Source organism: Pseudomonas sp. MAFF 730105 (assembly GCF_055380705.1).
The window spans coordinates 1,335,365-1,349,880 of the sequence record NZ_AP018438.1; the positions used below are offsets into that span (position 1 = coordinate 1,335,365).

17 protein-coding genes are annotated in these 14,516 nt (G+C 61.9%); all 17 read left to right on the plus strand.

The annotated features are described in order from the left end of the window. The first annotated feature begins 1 nt into the window (after position 1). A complete protein-coding gene (locus PCOSP_RS05835) occupies positions 2–613 on the plus strand; it encodes a phage baseplate assembly protein V (RefSeq protein WP_139647402.1) in 612 nt (203 codons plus the stop codon). Positions 614–622: 9 nt separating this feature from the next. Continuing rightward, entirely contained in the window at positions 623–955 is a 333-nt protein-coding gene (locus tag PCOSP_RS05840) for a phage baseplate protein (RefSeq protein ID WP_024779051.1), read from the plus strand. Then, positions 952–1,947, plus strand: a complete 996-nt coding sequence (locus tag PCOSP_RS05845) for a baseplate J/gp47 family protein (protein WP_464710521.1) — start codon at positions 952–954, stop codon at positions 1,945–1,947. Before PCOSP_RS05840 ends, PCOSP_RS05845 begins: the two co-directional genes overlap by 4 nt. Continuing rightward, positions 1,944–2,579 carry a phage tail protein I gene (locus PCOSP_RS05850; protein ID WP_139647406.1) on the plus strand — a complete coding sequence of 212 codons (636 nt, stop codon included), beginning with the start codon at positions 1,944–1,946 and terminating at the stop codon, positions 2,577–2,579. Before PCOSP_RS05845 ends, PCOSP_RS05850 begins: the two co-directional genes overlap by 4 nt. Continuing rightward, positions 2,580–4,541: a phage tail protein gene (locus PCOSP_RS05855; RefSeq protein WP_464710522.1), complete on the plus strand. Its 1,962-nt coding sequence runs from the start codon at positions 2,580–2,582 to the stop codon at positions 4,539–4,541. A 9-nt stretch (positions 4,542–4,550) separates the two neighbouring features. After that, positions 4,551–4,970, plus strand: coding sequence for a phage tail protein (locus tag PCOSP_RS05860; protein WP_139647408.1), 420 nt, complete (start codon positions 4,551–4,553; stop codon positions 4,968–4,970). A gap of 88 nt (positions 4,971–5,058) precedes the next feature. After that, positions 5,059–5,268 carry a hypothetical protein gene (locus PCOSP_RS05865; RefSeq protein WP_139647410.1) on the plus strand — a complete coding sequence of 70 codons (210 nt, stop codon included), beginning with the start codon at positions 5,059–5,061 and terminating at the stop codon, positions 5,266–5,268. Positions 5,269–5,270: 2 nt separating this feature from the next. Beyond that, entirely contained in the window at positions 5,271–6,437 is a 1,167-nt protein-coding gene (locus PCOSP_RS05870; protein ID WP_464710523.1) for a phage tail sheath protein, read from the plus strand. Beyond that, positions 6,437–6,943: a phage major tail tube protein gene (locus PCOSP_RS05875; protein ID WP_024779059.1), complete on the plus strand. Its 507-nt coding sequence runs from the start codon at positions 6,437–6,439 to the stop codon at positions 6,941–6,943. The genes PCOSP_RS05870 and PCOSP_RS05875 overlap by 1 nt, the downstream gene beginning before the upstream one ends. A 140-nt stretch (positions 6,944–7,083) precedes the next feature. After that, the gene (locus PCOSP_RS05880) at positions 7,084–7,668 is read left to right on the plus strand and encodes a phage tail assembly protein (RefSeq protein WP_464710524.1); all 585 of its coding nucleotides are present in this window, start codon (positions 7,084–7,086) and stop codon (positions 7,666–7,668) included. A gap of 128 nt (positions 7,669–7,796) precedes the next feature. Continuing rightward, a complete protein-coding gene (locus PCOSP_RS05885) occupies positions 7,797–9,875 on the plus strand; it encodes a phage tail tape measure protein (RefSeq protein WP_139647416.1) in 2,079 nt (692 codons plus the stop codon). Beyond that, complete coding sequence (locus tag PCOSP_RS05890; RefSeq protein WP_024779062.1) at positions 9,875–10,258, plus strand: phage tail protein; 384 nt, start codon at positions 9,875–9,877, stop codon at positions 10,256–10,258. Before PCOSP_RS05885 ends, PCOSP_RS05890 begins: the two co-directional genes overlap by 1 nt. Beyond that, positions 10,251–10,463 carry a tail protein X gene (locus PCOSP_RS05895; protein ID WP_047701972.1) on the plus strand — a complete coding sequence of 71 codons (213 nt, stop codon included), beginning with the start codon at positions 10,251–10,253 and terminating at the stop codon, positions 10,461–10,463. Before PCOSP_RS05890 ends, PCOSP_RS05895 begins: the two co-directional genes overlap by 8 nt. A 9-nt stretch (positions 10,464–10,472) precedes the next feature. Then, a complete protein-coding gene (locus tag PCOSP_RS05900; protein ID WP_139647418.1) occupies positions 10,473–11,489 on the plus strand; it encodes a contractile injection system protein, VgrG/Pvc8 family in 1,017 nt (338 codons plus the stop codon). A 719-nt stretch (positions 11,490–12,208) separates the two neighbouring features. Continuing rightward, the gene (locus PCOSP_RS05905) at positions 12,209–12,793 is read left to right on the plus strand and encodes a phage tail terminator protein (RefSeq protein WP_139647420.1); all 585 of its coding nucleotides are present in this window, start codon (positions 12,209–12,211) and stop codon (positions 12,791–12,793) included. Next, positions 12,790–12,972 carry a DUF2635 domain-containing protein gene (locus PCOSP_RS05910; protein ID WP_007907211.1) on the plus strand — a complete coding sequence of 61 codons (183 nt, stop codon included), beginning with the start codon at positions 12,790–12,792 and terminating at the stop codon, positions 12,970–12,972. The genes PCOSP_RS05905 and PCOSP_RS05910 overlap by 4 nt, the downstream gene beginning before the upstream one ends. Then, on the plus strand, positions 12,972–14,468 hold the full coding sequence (locus PCOSP_RS05915; RefSeq protein WP_464710525.1) for a phage tail sheath subtilisin-like domain-containing protein: 1,497 nt from the start codon (positions 12,972–12,974) through the stop codon (positions 14,466–14,468). Before PCOSP_RS05910 ends, PCOSP_RS05915 begins: the two co-directional genes overlap by 1 nt. Positions 14,469–14,516: the final 48 nt, after the last annotated feature.

The following is a 14,516-nucleotide window of genomic DNA, read 5'->3' on the forward strand; positions in this document are numbered from 1 at the left end:
CATGTTCGATGCACTTCTACGCCTGTACCTGGGGCCGATCATCGAGCGCCTGGCCGGGATGGAAACCGAGCTCGAGGACTTGTACCGGCGCGCAGACAATCTCTGTCGCATCGGCGTCTGCCAGGAAGTCGATGCGGCCACCAATACCTGCAAGGTCGCCCATGGAGAGCTGTTGACCCCGGCGATCCGCTTTTTCAACCCGAGTGCCGGCGCCCAGAGCGAGTCGCGGATTCCCTCCGTGGGCGAGCAATGCCTGCTGCTGAACCATGGCGGCGGCGATGGCGGCGGACAGTCGGTGGCGTTGTTCGGCCTCAACGGCGGTCAGTTTCCCCCCGTCTCGACACAGGCAACGCTGACCCGTCGCCTTTATCCGGATGCTACGGAAAACGGCTACGACCATGCCAGTCATGTCCTGCACTGGAAAAACGGCCCGGCGACATTCACCGGCTCCCGTGAATCCCTCGAATTCACCATCGGCCCGTCGAGGCTGGCGATGACACCTGAGGCCATCGACCTGCAACTGGGTGCCGTCGGCATCCGGCTCGACGCTTCCGGTGTGCACCTGAGCGGCCCGTTGGTGGATCACCAGGGGCGTGTCATCAGTACCGCATAAGAGCTTCCCATGATCGGAATCGATAGAAACACCGGCGCCACGGTGGATGACTGGCCGCAGTTCGTGCAGCGCGCCACCCGGGCGCTGACCACCCCCTTGGGCACCCGCCAGAAACGCCCTTTGTATGGCTGCGCGCTCACGCAATTGCTGGGGCAGAACCTCGGCGATGACCTGCTGATTCTTGCCCAGAGTCACGCAGCCCAAGCCTTCTACAACCCACACAACGGCATCGGCGATTTCGAGCCGCAGGTCATCGTCGCCAGCCGTCAGGGCGCCGGATTGCTGCTGCGTTTCGCCGGCACCTGGAAAAACCGCAAACAGACTTTCGAGGTGGTGACATGAGCATGTTGATACCCGGCCAGAACCAACTGGCCGAACCGGCCATCGTCACCGTTGACGCGTTCGAGGATCTGCTCGCCGAGTTCAAGACCTTCGTGGTCGAGTACGTCGGTGCGCGCTCGCCCGACAGCGCGGCGAGGCTTGCGGTCAGCCTGGAAAACGAAAGCGAGTTGCTGACCCTGGCCCTCGAGGCCTTCTGCGTGCGCCTGCAAACCCACGAACGCAAATACAACGCCCGGATCAAGCAGATGCTGGCGTGGTGGGCCACTGGCAGTAACCTCGATGCCCGCCTGGCCGACATGGGCCTCGAACGCCAGTTGCTCGACCCGGGCGATCCGGCGGCGTTCCCACCCATCGCCCCGGTCTACGAAAGCGACGATGACGCCCGGTTGCGTTATTACCTGGCGCCCCATGCCCCGGCGGCCGGTTCGCGCATGCAGTATCGGCGGGAGATTTTTACCCTTGGCGAACGCCCCGCGGTAAAGGTTGAGAGCAGTGCAGCGGGCGTCGTGACGGTGACGTACACCTTCGATCCGGACGGGCTTGCCGCCCAGGTCAAGGACGGCAACGGACGTCGGACGGCGCCGGGCGAAGTCACGGTGACGGTGCTGTCCCGTGAAGGCGACGGCACGCCCTCCCAGACACTGCTCGACGGGGTCCGCCAGCATTTCGCCCGGCCGGATGTACGACCGGAAACGGATCTGGTCATTGTCCAGGGCGCGCAAGTCAAACCCTACAAGATTCGCGTCGTGGCGAAGATCAATCCAGGTCCTGACTCGGGCTTGACCCAAGCGGCTGCGCAACGGCAATTGCAGGAATACGCCGAGGCGTGCCATCGCCTGGAAGGCCGGGTGGACCCAAGCTGGATCGACTACACATTGCACAGCGCCGGTGCGGTTCGGCTCGAGATTCTCGAACCGTTGGCGCCGATCGTGACAACGGCTTTCCAGGCGCCGTACTGCACGGGTGTCGAGGTCGAGGTGGACACGTTATGAGTGACGACGCCCCGACCCCAAGCCTGCTGCCGGTCAACAGTTCGGCGCTGGAAAGGGCCCTGGATATCGGTTTTGCCCGGCTGCTCGAACGTATCGATCCGCCGTTTCCCGAGCTGATGAACCCGACTGCCACGCCCGTGGCGTTCCTGCCGTATCTCGCGGCGGATCGCGGGGTCAACGAGTGGAGCTCCGCAGCGCCCGAGGCTGAAAAACGCCTGACGGTTGAACTCGCCTGGCCCACCGCACGGCAGGCCGGGACGCGTAAGGCCCTGGAAAATGCGGCCAAGGGGCTGCAACTGACGCCCGAGGTCCGCGCCTGGCATGAGCAAACTCCCGTCGGTCAGCCTTACAGCTTTTCCGTCAGGGCATTCACCGAACAGCCTTACAGCGAAGAAATCGACGCCCGTCTCGACCGCCGTCTGGCCGATGCCAAAAGCGAGCGCGACACCTTGACGGTGTCGGTCGGCTTGAGCGCATCCGGCCGACACGTCATCGGCGCGGCCACATTGTGCGGCGAGCTGACCACGGTTTATCCGATTGTCATCGAAGGGCTGGAAGCCTCGGGCCAGGCCTTCATGGCGGCCGGGCTCTACGTCGTCGAAACATCCACTATTTATCCACAGGGGGCCTGAATGGCTGACTATTACACCCTGCTCACCGATGCAGGCATCGCCTACGAAACCGCCTGCAAGGCGGCGGGCACACCGATCAAGCTCTCGCAGATTTCCGTCGGTGACGGCGGCGGCTCGGTCTACAACCCGGCCGCAACCGCCACGGCGCTCAAGCGCGAAGTCTGGCGCGGGCCACTCAATGCACTGTTCCAGGACGAGAAAAACCCGAGCTGGTTGCTGGCCGAAGTGACCATCCCGCCTGAAGTGGGCGGTTGGTATGTGCGTGAGGCCGGGATCTGGACCGATACCGGGGTTCTGTATGCGATTGTCAAATATCCGGAGTCGTTCAAGCCGGTATTGGCGACGTCTGGTTCGGGGAAAGAGTTTTATATCCGATCGATTTTTGAAACCAGTAATGCGGCGTTGGTCACCCTGTTGATCGACGATACGGTCGTTAAGGCAACTCGCGCCTGGGTCACCAGTTATGTAGCTGATGAACTTTCCAAGCTCGACAGGAAACAGTCGGTGCGGGTGGCGACCACCGCCAACATTGCCTTGAGCGGTGCACAGACCATTGATGGTGTCGCGGTCATCGCCGGGGATCGTGTCCTGGTGAAATCCCAGGCCCAGGCGAAAGACAACGGCATTTATGTCGCCGCGAATGGGGCATGGATGCGGGCGAAAGATGCTGATGCGAGTGTTGATGTTACCTCGGGGTTGAGTGTGCCGGTGGAAGAGGGCGCGACCCAAGCCAATACGTTCTGGCAGTTGATTACTGATGGTGTGATCGTGCTGGGTACCACGGCGCTGACTTTCCAGAACGTGACGCAAGGCTTTGCGCCTCTCAACTCACCAGCGCTGATCAACCCAACGGCGACGACGCCGCCCCAGTTCGATAGCAGTACGCGCGTGCAGACTACGGCTTTCGCCAAGCGAATGGGCGTCGAGTATTCAAGTTTCAGCAGCTACTCGGTGAACACCTCGCTCACGGCAGCGCATGTAGGCGGCCTGCACAGTTTCTCCAATGCGGCGCTGATCACCGCCGTTTTGCCTTCAACCACAGGTGTCGCGCAGGCTGCGACCATCACGCTTGTCTGTGCTGGGGCCGGCGGCCTGACGATCCAGGCGGCGGCTGGCGATGTGGTTTTTACCAGCAACGGTGTAACCGGCTCGCTCACATTGGGCTTGGGAGATACGGCGGAGTTTATTCGGCTTGATGCTCAATGGCGTTTGATTGGCGGGACCATGGCGCTCAAATATGGCGCTGTGATGTCTGCTCCTAACTGGATAACCCAAGCACAGTTTGACAAGAGCAAGGCGTTCGCAACGACCGAGTTCGTCAAGCGAATGGGTATCGAGCTGTCGAACTTCGATTCGCTCAGTACCAGTACGGTTCTGGGCGCAGGAAATGTGGGTGGCGTCGTCAGTGCGTCATCGGATACCGCTATTAGCGTGACCTTGCCGCCAACGGCGACGGTAGCACAAGGTGCCATGATCCTGGTGTTATGTGGTGGGGCGGGGGCGGTCACACTGTTGGTTTCGACGGGTGACGCCATGACGAACGCTAGTGGCGGCGCAATCTCGATTGTGTTGGGGCAAGGTGATTCGGCGCTGCTGACCAGGGTGTCCGGGGAGTGGCGCTTGATCAGCGGGACAGCGGCTATGCGGTACTCGGCTAAGTTCGCTGCAATTCTTGGATATTCCGCTCATCAAGTTTTGCCCAGTGGCTGGACGTTCAAGATTGGACATGCTTCAACGGACGGCTCGACAGGAACCGTGCCTGTTACTTTCCCCGTCGCGTTTCCCAACGCCTGTATGTACGTAGGTGCCATATACGCAGGGGGCAGTTCGGCGACGAATCCCTTGCTTTGCCAGTCGGGCATACCGACGCGTACAGGTTTTACAGGTTATTTCACCAGTGTGGCCACAAATAGTGCCTCCGTTACTAATGGCGGTTACAACTGGCTAGCCATCGGCTATTGAGGAACAGCTATGTTCGCTAAATGGATTGAAGAAGACGGTCGATTTGCCTTCGACTTGACCGATAACGGCGGTATCGAGATATCTGACGATGATCATGCAGCGCTCTTTGATTCGCGGTTGGGGACGAAGATCATTGGCAGAGGAGCTGATGGTCGTCCGCAGTTGCAAGACCCACCATTGCCAACGCTGGCTGAGTTGTCGCTCGTAGAGCGCGCATGGCGGAACAATCAGCTTTCAATGACTGATGGTGTTGTAACGCGCCACCGGGATGAGTTGGAAGATGGGGCAGAAACCACGCTTTCGACTGAACAATACGCTGAGCTTCAAGCGTATCGCCGGTCGCTACGCAACTGGCCGGAGTCCGGGGAGTTTCCTTTACTCGACCACCGTCCGATAGCCCCGTCCTGGCTCCCTGAGCAACCCCAATAAACGCCCCGCACCGACGGGGCGTTTTCTTATCCGTCAAACCCTGAAAGCCCCTCCCCGAAGGGGCTTTTTCGTATCTGGAGAAACCCGAATGGCACTACGCCAAACCTACACCGTACTCGTCCCATTCCCCACCGGAGGCGGCCACTGGTCGACCATCGGCCAGGAACTCGACCTGCTCGACGTCGAGGCCAGCGCCCTGCGTAGCGCCGGTCGTCTGGCGCTGAAAAACACCGAGGTTGCCGATGCGGCCTCTACATCCCAACCGGCCAAAAAGGCCACTACCAAAAAGGCTGAATAACCATGGCTGAGGTTTTGAACTTCGAGCACAACGGCATTACCGTCAATGCCACCGAATCTCCCGAGGCCATGGGTGGCCTGGGGGACAACGTCATCGGGCTGGTCGGCACCACGCCGAAGGCCGATCCGCTGATTCCGCGTAACGCACCGTTCCGCATCAACAGCTTCACCACCCAGGCGTTGCTCGATCCGACCGGCACCGAAGCCGGTACGCTGTATCACGCGGTGTTCCAGATCCTCAAAGTGGTCAAGGTGCCGGTCTACGTGGTGATCGTCGAAGAGGGCGCCACCCCCGCCGATACGCAGAACAACGTCATCGGCGGCATCGAAGCGCAGACCGGTCGCAAGCTGGGCCTGGCGGCCTTGAGTGGCGTGGCCGAGGACTTGACCATCATTGGCGCGCCGGGCTTCACCGGCACCAAGGCGGTGGCCAGTGAGTTCGCCTCGTTCGGCAAGCGCATCAAGGCTCGCGTGGTACTCGACGGCAAGGATGCCGCAGTCGCCGATCAGGTGACCTACAGCCAGGAGCTGGGCGGCGCCGACCTCGGTTTCGACCGTTGCCTGGTGGTGCACAACATGCCAGCGGTCTACTCCAAGGCCGCGAAGAAAAACGTCTTCCTGGCCCCGTCGAGCCTGGCCATCGCCGCGCTCGCCAAGGTCAAGCAATGGGAGAGCCCGGGCAACCAGGTGACCTATGCCGAGGACGTTTCGCGCACCGTGGAATACAACATCCTCGACACCTCCACCGAAGGCGACCTGCTCAACCGCTACGGCATCAGCTACTACGCCCGAACCATCCTCGGCGGGTTCTCGCTGCTGGGCAACCGCTCCATCACCGGCAAGTTCATCAGCTACGTCGGCCTGGAGGATGCCATCAGCCGCAAGCTGGTCAAGGCCGGCCAGAAAGCCATGGCGAAGAACCTGACCAAGTCCTTCATGGACCAGGAGGTCAAGCGCATCAACGACTGGCTGCAAACCCTGGTGGCCGACGAAACCATCCCGGGCGGCAGCGTGTACCTGCATCCGGAACTCAACAGTGTCGAGAAGTACAAGAACGGCACCTGGTACGTGGTGATCGACTACGGCCGCTACGCGCCGAACGAACACATGATTTATCAACTCAACGCCCGCGATGAAATCATCGAGCAGTTCCTGGAGGACGTTCTCTAATGTTTACCAACCGCGTAAGACAGGCCATCGCGGCCACCCTGCAAGGCCTGCCGTTGTCGGCGACCGTGGAAGAATTCACCCCGCCGAAGATCGAGTTCGACATGGAAGAGATGCGCGGCGGGCGCTTCATCACCGAGGAAATGGCCAAAGGCGGCAAGGCCCTCAACGCCAAGCTCAGCCTGCAAGGTGTCGGCCCGGAAATCATGCTGGCGCTGGGTGTCAGTGTCGGTGACGACATCCTGCTGAACGTGCGTGAAGCCGGCCAGGATCAGGATGGCAATACCTGGTTCACCTACCACACCGTCGGCGGCAAGCTGAAATCCCTGGAAGAGACCGCGCTGAAGATGGGTGAGAAGCCCAAGACCAATCTCGAGCTGTCGTGCCGCACCTACAACCGCCTGGAAAACGGCGTTCCGGTGATCGACATCGACGTGCGCACCCAGAAGTTCGTGCTCAACGGCGTCGACATTCTCGGCGATGCGCGCCGTGCGGTGCTGTTGCCTTGACCCTCAGTTGAACACAGTCCCTGTGGGAGCGAGCCTGCTCGCGATAGCAGTGTGTCAGACACCTTGATGCTGAAGGTACTGGCGCATTCGCGAGCAGGCTCGCTCCCACAAGGGGCTCACATTCACCAAGGAATTGATTCATGTCCTGGACGCCTCCCCAACACATTCTGCTGTCACCCATCACCGGTGACGACGGATCGCAGATCGACCAGCTGCAACTCAAACCCCTGTTCTACGCCGCGCAGAAAGACGCCCTGGCCCGTGCCGGTGACGATGAGGACGACCAGTTCTTCGAGTTGGCCAAACTGGCTACCGGCCTGTCGGTCAAGGAACTGGATCAGCTCAAGCGCCCGGACTACGTGAGCATCGCCCAGTACGTGCACGACATGTCGACCCGTCCGGCGGCGTATTTCCTCGAGCAGGTCGCCGAAGCGGACCACGCACTGGCCGATCCCGACCAGGTGCAACTGCTGCAACCGCTCAACGTGGCGGGCCGCAGCGTGACCTCGTTGACCCTGGAAATGCCGGTATTGCGAGCCACCAAGGCGATGAAGAAGCTGAAGACGGCGAAAGAACGCGCCGAATTCATCACCGCCCACTGCACCGGCCTGATGCTGCCCGACCTGGACCTGCTGACCGTGCCCGACTGGACACAACTGCAGGTGCGCATCGACGATTTTTTAAACAAACCGGCGGACTTCTTTCGGAGCGCGACATCGAAGTGATCCTCGATGTCGTGCCGCTCATTTACCCGGTAAGTGAAGCGGAGATTCTCGAATGGGACGCCGGCAAGGCATTGCGCCGTTACGACATCGCGATCACTCGCCTTGGCGTGAAACAGGAGTAGAGCGGGATGGCAGACAGTAAATATTCGCTGTCCTTTGCGGCGAGCACCGATATGCCGACACTCGGCGGTGTGTCTGAAGCGTCGGGGCTGAATCTGGCATTGAGCACGGCCAGTCTCGACATCCGGCTGCTGGTGTCGGAGCAAATGAAACTGCGGGGGACGCTGGCATCGCTGAACACCACGCTCTTGGCGCAACAGTCATTGCTCAAGGCGAATGCAGTGGTGCCAGCGACGAGTGCGGTGCCTAAGTCGAAGCTCAGGGCAGAGGTCGATCAACTGGCGCCTCCTGGTGTCCTCAAGCCTGCAATGGCGATGCAGACGGCCATGGTCGACCTGAACCAGAAGCTGCAGCTGTCACCGGAACAACTGCAGGTGATGTCCAACGAAAACCAGAAGATCGCCGCTGAAAAGCAAGCCGCATCCAGCGGGGCGACCGCTGTGCAACTGGCGCAGATCCAGCTGGCGGCGATCAACGCGGGGCTGCTCAAAGACGTCAAACCCGAAGACCGCCAGCAAGTGCTGACGGATTTCGCCCGCGACAGTTTGGTGATGGCGTCGGCCTACAGGATTGAGGTGCTGAACGCCGGCGCGCTCATGGCTGGCTTGCGCACTGGCTTGAACCTGGATCGAGGGAAAAGTCTCGAATTGGCTAACGCGGCCAACCGCCTTGGCGCCAGCGCCAGTTTGAAAGCCTCGGCGGCGGACATCGGTTCGGTTGCCCAGCGCGGTGGCGAGACCGCCATCGCGGCGGGCATGACACCTGAGCAGGTCGCCGCCATTGCGGCCGCGCTGTTGAACGCCTCTGTCGGCAAGGACGAAGCGGGCGCCTCGCTGAAGACCCTGGGCGCCGCGTTAGGCAAGGGCGACAAGGTCACGCCGGAGCAGCGAACGGCCTGGACTCAACTGGACATCGAGCCGGGGGCGCTGGCCAGCAGGCTGCGCACGGATGCATCGGGCGCGATCAAGGATCTGCTGGCGACGCTGCAGAGCAAACCTGCCGAGCAGCAGAGCTTATTGCTCAAGACGCTGTTCGACGGCGACGAGGGCATCGGCAAGTTGCTGAAGTCGCCCCAGGACCTGAAGACCGCGCTCACCGTGGCATCCGATAAGGGCGATGGAGACAAGGGATCGATGGCCCAAACCGCCGACGCGCTGGGAAACACCTCGCAAGCGCGCTGGAATGCACTGGATGCCAGCGTGACCCGTCTCGATACAGCGATTGGCAGCGCCATCACGCCCATTACCGATCTGGCGATGCTTGGCGTGGACGCGCTGGCGACGGGGTTGAGCGCTGCGGCCGAGTCGCTGCCGAAAGTCACCGCGGCGTTGGCCTTGTTTGGCGCGGCGCTCGCGTCACCGTTTCGCAGCGCCATTCTGGACAAAGTGACGTCGGGCGTTGCCTCCACCCGTGAGGCACTGCTGAAACCGGACGCAGCCATCCAGCCACCGGCAAGCGATGCGCCTGGAACTCAAGCCAAGGACGGCGGGCAGAAGCAACCGGACGCAGGAAAAGCCCGAACTTCCCGCCCTGATATGCGCAGCCGACTGGCAATCTCCGCAGCTCGAGCGAGAACCTTTACCGGCAGGCTGGGCGCGCCCCTGGCGCTGGCCAGTGCCGGCTACGACGGTATCAAAGCTCTTGAGGCCGGTGATTACAAGGCCGCTTCAGGGGCGGCTGGAGCCGGCCTTGGTGGGCTGGCAGGCGGTTATGCCGGTGCCGCCGCCGGCGCGATGCTCGGCAGTTTCGTTCCGGTGATCGGCACCGCGATCGGTGCATTGGTCGGCGGTGCGCTGGGTTCCTATTTCGGTAGCGAGGGCGGTGAATCCCTGGGCGAGGCTATCTACACCGGGGGTGATCGCCTCAAGTCGCCGGAACAGGTCAGCAAAGACCTCACCAGCAGCCAGACCAGTACCCAACAAAACACCATGACCGCCAACATCTACATCAACGGTCAGGATCAGGCCAGCGCCAGTCAGTTGGCCAATCTGGTGGTGCAGCAGATCACCGGCCAGTTCGGCCTGACAACCATGCCCAACTCACTGGCCATGCGCAGTGACGCGGCCCTGACCGACGGAGGTACGTGATGCGTCAGCAAATGGCACTCGGCAGTTTCATTTTCGGGCTGTCGAGAAACTTCGCGTACCACTCGCTGGTACGCACCTCGGATGGCGGCTGGAAGAGCATCGACATCCTCACCAGCAAACCCAAGTCCAGCCAGGTCGGTCAAGGCCTGCAAGGGCTGACGATTACGGGCAAGTCGATGTACGCGACCGCCATGGATCGGCTCGATGAGCTGCGTGCATTGCAGGCCTTACGCGTGCCTGTGCCGTTGGTGGATGGCATCGGGCGCAACTGGGGTCTGTGGCAGATCAACAAGGTGTCGGAAACCCAGACCGAGGTCATCGATGACGGCACGGCGATGGTGGTCGGCTGGGTGATTGAATTGACGGAGTTCGCCAATGCGTAGGGTTCGAAGTATCGCCGGTGATTCGGTGAATCTGTTGCTGTACCGCGAGCTTGAGTGTTGTGACGATGCCACCGAGCAAGCGCTCTGGCTGCTCAATCCCGGGCTGGCCGAATGGGGCCCGGTGCTGCCGGCGGGGGTGTGGGTTGCCTTGCCGGAGGTGGATCTGAAACCCGTTGCACCCGCACCGGTATCGGCTTGGGATTAAGGAGGCAACATGTCACTGGGTTTCACGCCAACAGTAGAAATCTATGGTGCGAATGCGGCACTGCTCAATGAGCGATTGCTCAGTTGGACCCACGTCGACGCGGCGGGGATCGAGTCCGATCAGTTGACCCTCGTCATCAGCCTGGAAGGGCTTGAGGGGTTACCCAGCCTCGGCGGAAAAATCGGTCTGCGGGTGGGTTACCTGGAGTCCGGACTGGTGGACAAGGGGGAGTTTGTCATTACCCGGCGCACGCCGACGCTGTTTCCCCTGCGCTTGACGTTGGTGGCCATGGCCGCGCCGTTCAGTGCGGCGGACCAGACCGGGTTCAAGCAGCGCCGGTCCGTCAGCCATGGCCCGACGACCTTGGGCGCGCTGTTTCGTGAACTGACAACCCGGCATGGTTTTTCGCCGCGTGTGGCGCCGGAGCTGTCGCTGATAAAAATCGAGCACATCGACCAGTCCAACGAAACCGATATGGGCTTCCTGACGCGCTTGGCCCATCGGCATGACGCCGTCGCCAAACCGATCAACGAATGGTATGTGCTGGCTCGGCGTGGTCAGGCGAAGTCGCTGTCGGGCAAGGTTTTGCCGGAGATCAAGCTGTCGGTGACGACGAACAATCGTCCAGGCGATCAGGCCTTTATCTCCGCTGTCCTCGATGAAACCGCCCGGGCGAAATACCAGGGCTGCAAGACCCGTTGGTGGGACGCGGCAGCTGGCAAAGTGCAGGTGGAGGAAAGTGGCATCGCGCCGTTCAAGATTCTTCGACAGCATTTCCAGAGCGCAGAAGACGCCCGCGCCGCCGGTGAAGGCGAAGTGCGCAGGCTGATGCGCGAAGCCCTCAAGGTCGCCATCGAATGCCCGGGCAACCCGGGGTTGTCCGCCGAAGGCATCGTTCTGCTGGACCCGACCTGGCCGGATTTCATGCGCGGCCGCTGGTCGATCGACAAGGTCACCGCCACCGGTGACCGGGAAAAGAGCTATCGCTGCAAGATCGACGCAACCTGCCTCGACGCCAAGGCCTGATTCTCACCCAGGATCGCCCTCAATCACGACATCCGGGAATGACGCGGGGCCTGTGGGAGCGAGCCTGCTCGCGATGAGGTCGGCACATCCGACATCTATTTCAACTGACCCGCCGCCATCGCGAGCAGGCTCGCTCCCACCCTGGATTGCTGGCGATCCCAGCATTCGGGAACACCACCGGACCTTTGTGGGAGCGAGCCTGCTCGCGAAGACGTCGGCACATCCGACATCTCTCTCGACTGACCCACCGCCATCGCGAGCAGGCTCGCTCCCACCCTGGATTGCTGGCGATCCCAGCATTCGGGAACACCACCGGACCTTTGTGGGAGCGAGCCTGCTCGCGAAGACGTCGGCACATCCGACATCTATCTCGACTGATCCACCGCTTTCGCGAGCAGGCTCGCTCCCACCCTGGATTGCTGGCGATCCCAGCATTCGGGAACACCACCGGACCTTTGTGGGAGCGAGCCTGCTCGCGAAGACGTCGGCACATCCGACATCTATCTCGACTGATCCACCGCTTTCGCGAGCAAGCCCGCTCCCACCCTGGATTGCTGGCGATCACAGCATTCGTGAATGACGCAGGACCTGTGGGAGCGGGCTTGCTCGCGAAGACGTCGGCACATCCAACATCTCTCTCGACTGACCCGCCGCTTTCGCGGGCAAGCCCGCTCCCACAGGGCTTCTGACTTTACTTGCCTATCACCGGAGCACTCTCCATGCAGATCACGCCGATCCTCACGCAGTTGCGTGAGCAATGCCCAACGCTCGCCAGTCGAGTGATCGCGGGCCTGGACCTCGTCGCGTTGCAAGCCGGCACGCCCCTGCAAACCCCGTGTGCCTATGTTCTGTCGAGCACCGATGTGGCGAGCCGGAACACGGCACAGAACGTCACGCTGCAAACGGTGCGTGACCGTTTCGACGTGGTGTTGGTGCTCGATGCCAGTGACGCGACAACCGCGCTGGATCTGTTGCACGACCTGCGAGCCGAATTGTGGCGCGGGTTGGTGGGGTTCAAGCCTGGCGCCACTTACTCCGGCATTGAATACGACGGCAGCGAACCGGTCTCCGTCAACAGCGACCGAGCGTTGTTCCGGTTGCGCTTTTTCGCTGAGTTCCAGCTGGGCCGCAATCTGGCGAGCCAGCCTGCCGAAAGCTGGCACGAACGTGAACTGGACGGATTGTCGTCCTTTACCGGGGCCACCGTGCAGGTCGATGCCATCGACCCGGCGGACCCCAACCTGAAACGTCCCGGCCCCGACGGGCGCCTGGAACTGACTTTCTCTGGAGACGTAACCCCATGAGCAAACGCATCACCGTGCTGCCGGCCCCGGGCCGTGTGGTACCGGACCCGGAAGCGGGCGATCTGTTGCCCCTCGAAGGCCGTGAAGTGCCGGACAACGCCTGGTGGCGTCGCCGTCTGGCCGACGGCGATATCACTACCAAAGCCGTGAAAGCGGCCAAACCACAGGGAGCCAAATAATGGCGATCGGATTCAGCAACATCCCCGCGGACATTCGTGTTCCGCTGTTCTACGCCGAAATGGACAACTCGGCCGCCAATAGCGCATCGTCGGCCATGCGCCGGTTGATCGTCGCCCAGGTCAACGACAACATTGCCCCGGCAGAAGCCGGCAAGCTGGTGCTGGTCTCCAGCGTCGCCCTGGCCAAAAGCATCGGCGGGCAGGGCTCGATGCTCGCCTCGATGTACGAGACCTGGCGCAAGACCGATCCGATTGGCGAAATCTGGTGCCTGCCGCTGCACAACGTCGAAGGCGCCATCGCCAAGGGCGTGCTGACCCTTACCGGCACCGCCACCGAAAGCGGTGTGCTCAACCTTTACATCGGTGGCGTACGTATCCAGGCAGCCACCGTCAACGGTGCTACCGCGGCCCAGGCTGCCACGGCGCTGGCCTTGAAAGTCAATGCGACAGCCGACCTGCCAGTGACCGCCGCGGCCGTCGACGGAGTGGTGACCCTCAGCGCCAAATGGACCGGCGACAGTGGCAACGACATCAGCCTGCAGTTCAATCGTCTGGGCAAGAGCAACGGTGAAGACACCCCCGCGGGCCTGACCACTGCCATCACCCCCATGACCGGTGGCGCTGGCGTGCCGGACCAGACCGCCGCCATCGCGGCCCTGGGCGATGAGCCGTTCGAGTTCATCGCCATGCCGTGGTCCGACTTGTCGAGCCTGAACATCTGGCAAGCGGTCATGGACGACAGCACCGGTCGCTGGTCCTGGGCCAAGCAGTTGTTCGGCCATGTCTACAGTGCCAAGCGCGGCACCATCGGCACTCTGGTGGCGGCCGGCCAGGCGCGCAACGACCAGCACATGACCATTCAGGCCCTGGAGCCGGGCGTGCCGCAACCGTCGTGGGTCCAGGCCGCCGCACTGGCCGCCCGCACCGCCGTGTTTATCTCGGCCGACGCCAGCCGTCCGACCCAGAGCGGCAGCCTGCCGGGCCTGGATCCGGCACCGGCCAGCGAACGCTTCACCTTGACCGAGCGCCAGTCGCTGCTCAACTACGGCATCGCAACCGCCTACTACGAAGGCGGCTACGTGCGTATTGAGCGTTCCATCACCACGTATCAGAAAAATGCCTTCGGCCAGGCTGACAACTCTTACCTGGACAGCGAAACCATGCACCAGTCGGCGTTCATCGTACGTCGCCTGCAAAGCGTGATCACCAGCAAATACGGTCGCCACAAACTGGCCTCCGACGGTACCCGTTTCGGCGCCGGCCAACCCATCGTGACCCCGAGCACGATTCGCGGCGAGCTGATCGCCCAGTACGCCAAGCTGGAGCTGGAAGGTCACGTGGAAAACGCCGAGTTGTTCGCTGAACACCTGATCGTCGAGCGCGACAGCCAGGACCCGAGCCGGGTCAATGTGCTGTTCCCGCCGGATTACATCAACGGCCTGCGGGTGTTCGCGCTGCTCAACCAATTCCGCCTGCAGTACGACGCTGCTGCCTGAGTGTTGTGTTTGAACGCATGAATTCAGCCCACCCCGCGTGGGCTTTTT

Bases quoted from the DNA above. Each gene is read 5' to 3' on its own strand.
- PCOSP_RS05865 (WP_139647410.1), top strand. From the start codon at position 5,059: ATGGCACTACGCCAAACCTACACCGTACTCGTCCCATTCCCCACCGGA.
- PCOSP_RS05840 (WP_024779051.1), top strand. From the start codon at position 623: ATGATCGGAATCGATAGAAACACCGGCGCCACGGTGGATGACTGGCCG.
- PCOSP_RS05870 (WP_464710523.1), top strand. From the start codon at position 5,271: ATGGCTGAGGTTTTGAACTTCGAGCACAACGGCATTACCGTCAATGCC.
- PCOSP_RS05855 (WP_464710522.1), top strand. From the start codon at position 2,580: ATGGCTGACTATTACACCCTGCTCACCGATGCAGGCATCGCCTACGAA.
- PCOSP_RS05910 (WP_007907211.1), top strand. From the start codon at position 12,790: ATGAGCAAACGCATCACCGTGCTGCCGGCCCCGGGCCGTGTGGTACCG.
- PCOSP_RS05880 (WP_464710524.1), top strand. From the start codon at position 7,084: ATGTCCTGGACGCCTCCCCAACACATTCTGCTGTCACCCATCACCGGT.
- PCOSP_RS05915 (WP_464710525.1), top strand. From the start codon at position 12,972: ATGGCGATCGGATTCAGCAACATCCCCGCGGACATTCGTGTTCCGCTG.
- PCOSP_RS05895 (WP_047701972.1), top strand. From the start codon at position 10,251: ATGCGTAGGGTTCGAAGTATCGCCGGTGATTCGGTGAATCTGTTGCTG.
- PCOSP_RS05835 (WP_139647402.1), top strand. From the start codon at position 2: ATGTTCGATGCACTTCTACGCCTGTACCTGGGGCCGATCATCGAGCGC.
- PCOSP_RS05850 (WP_139647406.1), top strand. From the start codon at position 1,944: ATGAGTGACGACGCCCCGACCCCAAGCCTGCTGCCGGTCAACAGTTCG.
- PCOSP_RS05845 (WP_464710521.1), top strand. From the start codon at position 952: ATGAGCATGTTGATACCCGGCCAGAACCAACTGGCCGAACCGGCCATC.
- PCOSP_RS05885 (WP_139647416.1), top strand. From the start codon at position 7,797: ATGGCAGACAGTAAATATTCGCTGTCCTTTGCGGCGAGCACCGATATG.
- PCOSP_RS05860 (WP_139647408.1), top strand. From the start codon at position 4,551: ATGTTCGCTAAATGGATTGAAGAAGACGGTCGATTTGCCTTCGACTTG.
- PCOSP_RS05890 (WP_024779062.1), top strand. From the start codon at position 9,875: ATGCGTCAGCAAATGGCACTCGGCAGTTTCATTTTCGGGCTGTCGAGA.
- PCOSP_RS05875 (WP_024779059.1), top strand. From the start codon at position 6,437: ATGTTTACCAACCGCGTAAGACAGGCCATCGCGGCCACCCTGCAAGGC.
- PCOSP_RS05905 (WP_139647420.1), top strand. From the start codon at position 12,209: ATGCAGATCACGCCGATCCTCACGCAGTTGCGTGAGCAATGCCCAACG.
- PCOSP_RS05900 (WP_139647418.1), top strand. From the start codon at position 10,473: ATGTCACTGGGTTTCACGCCAACAGTAGAAATCTATGGTGCGAATGCG.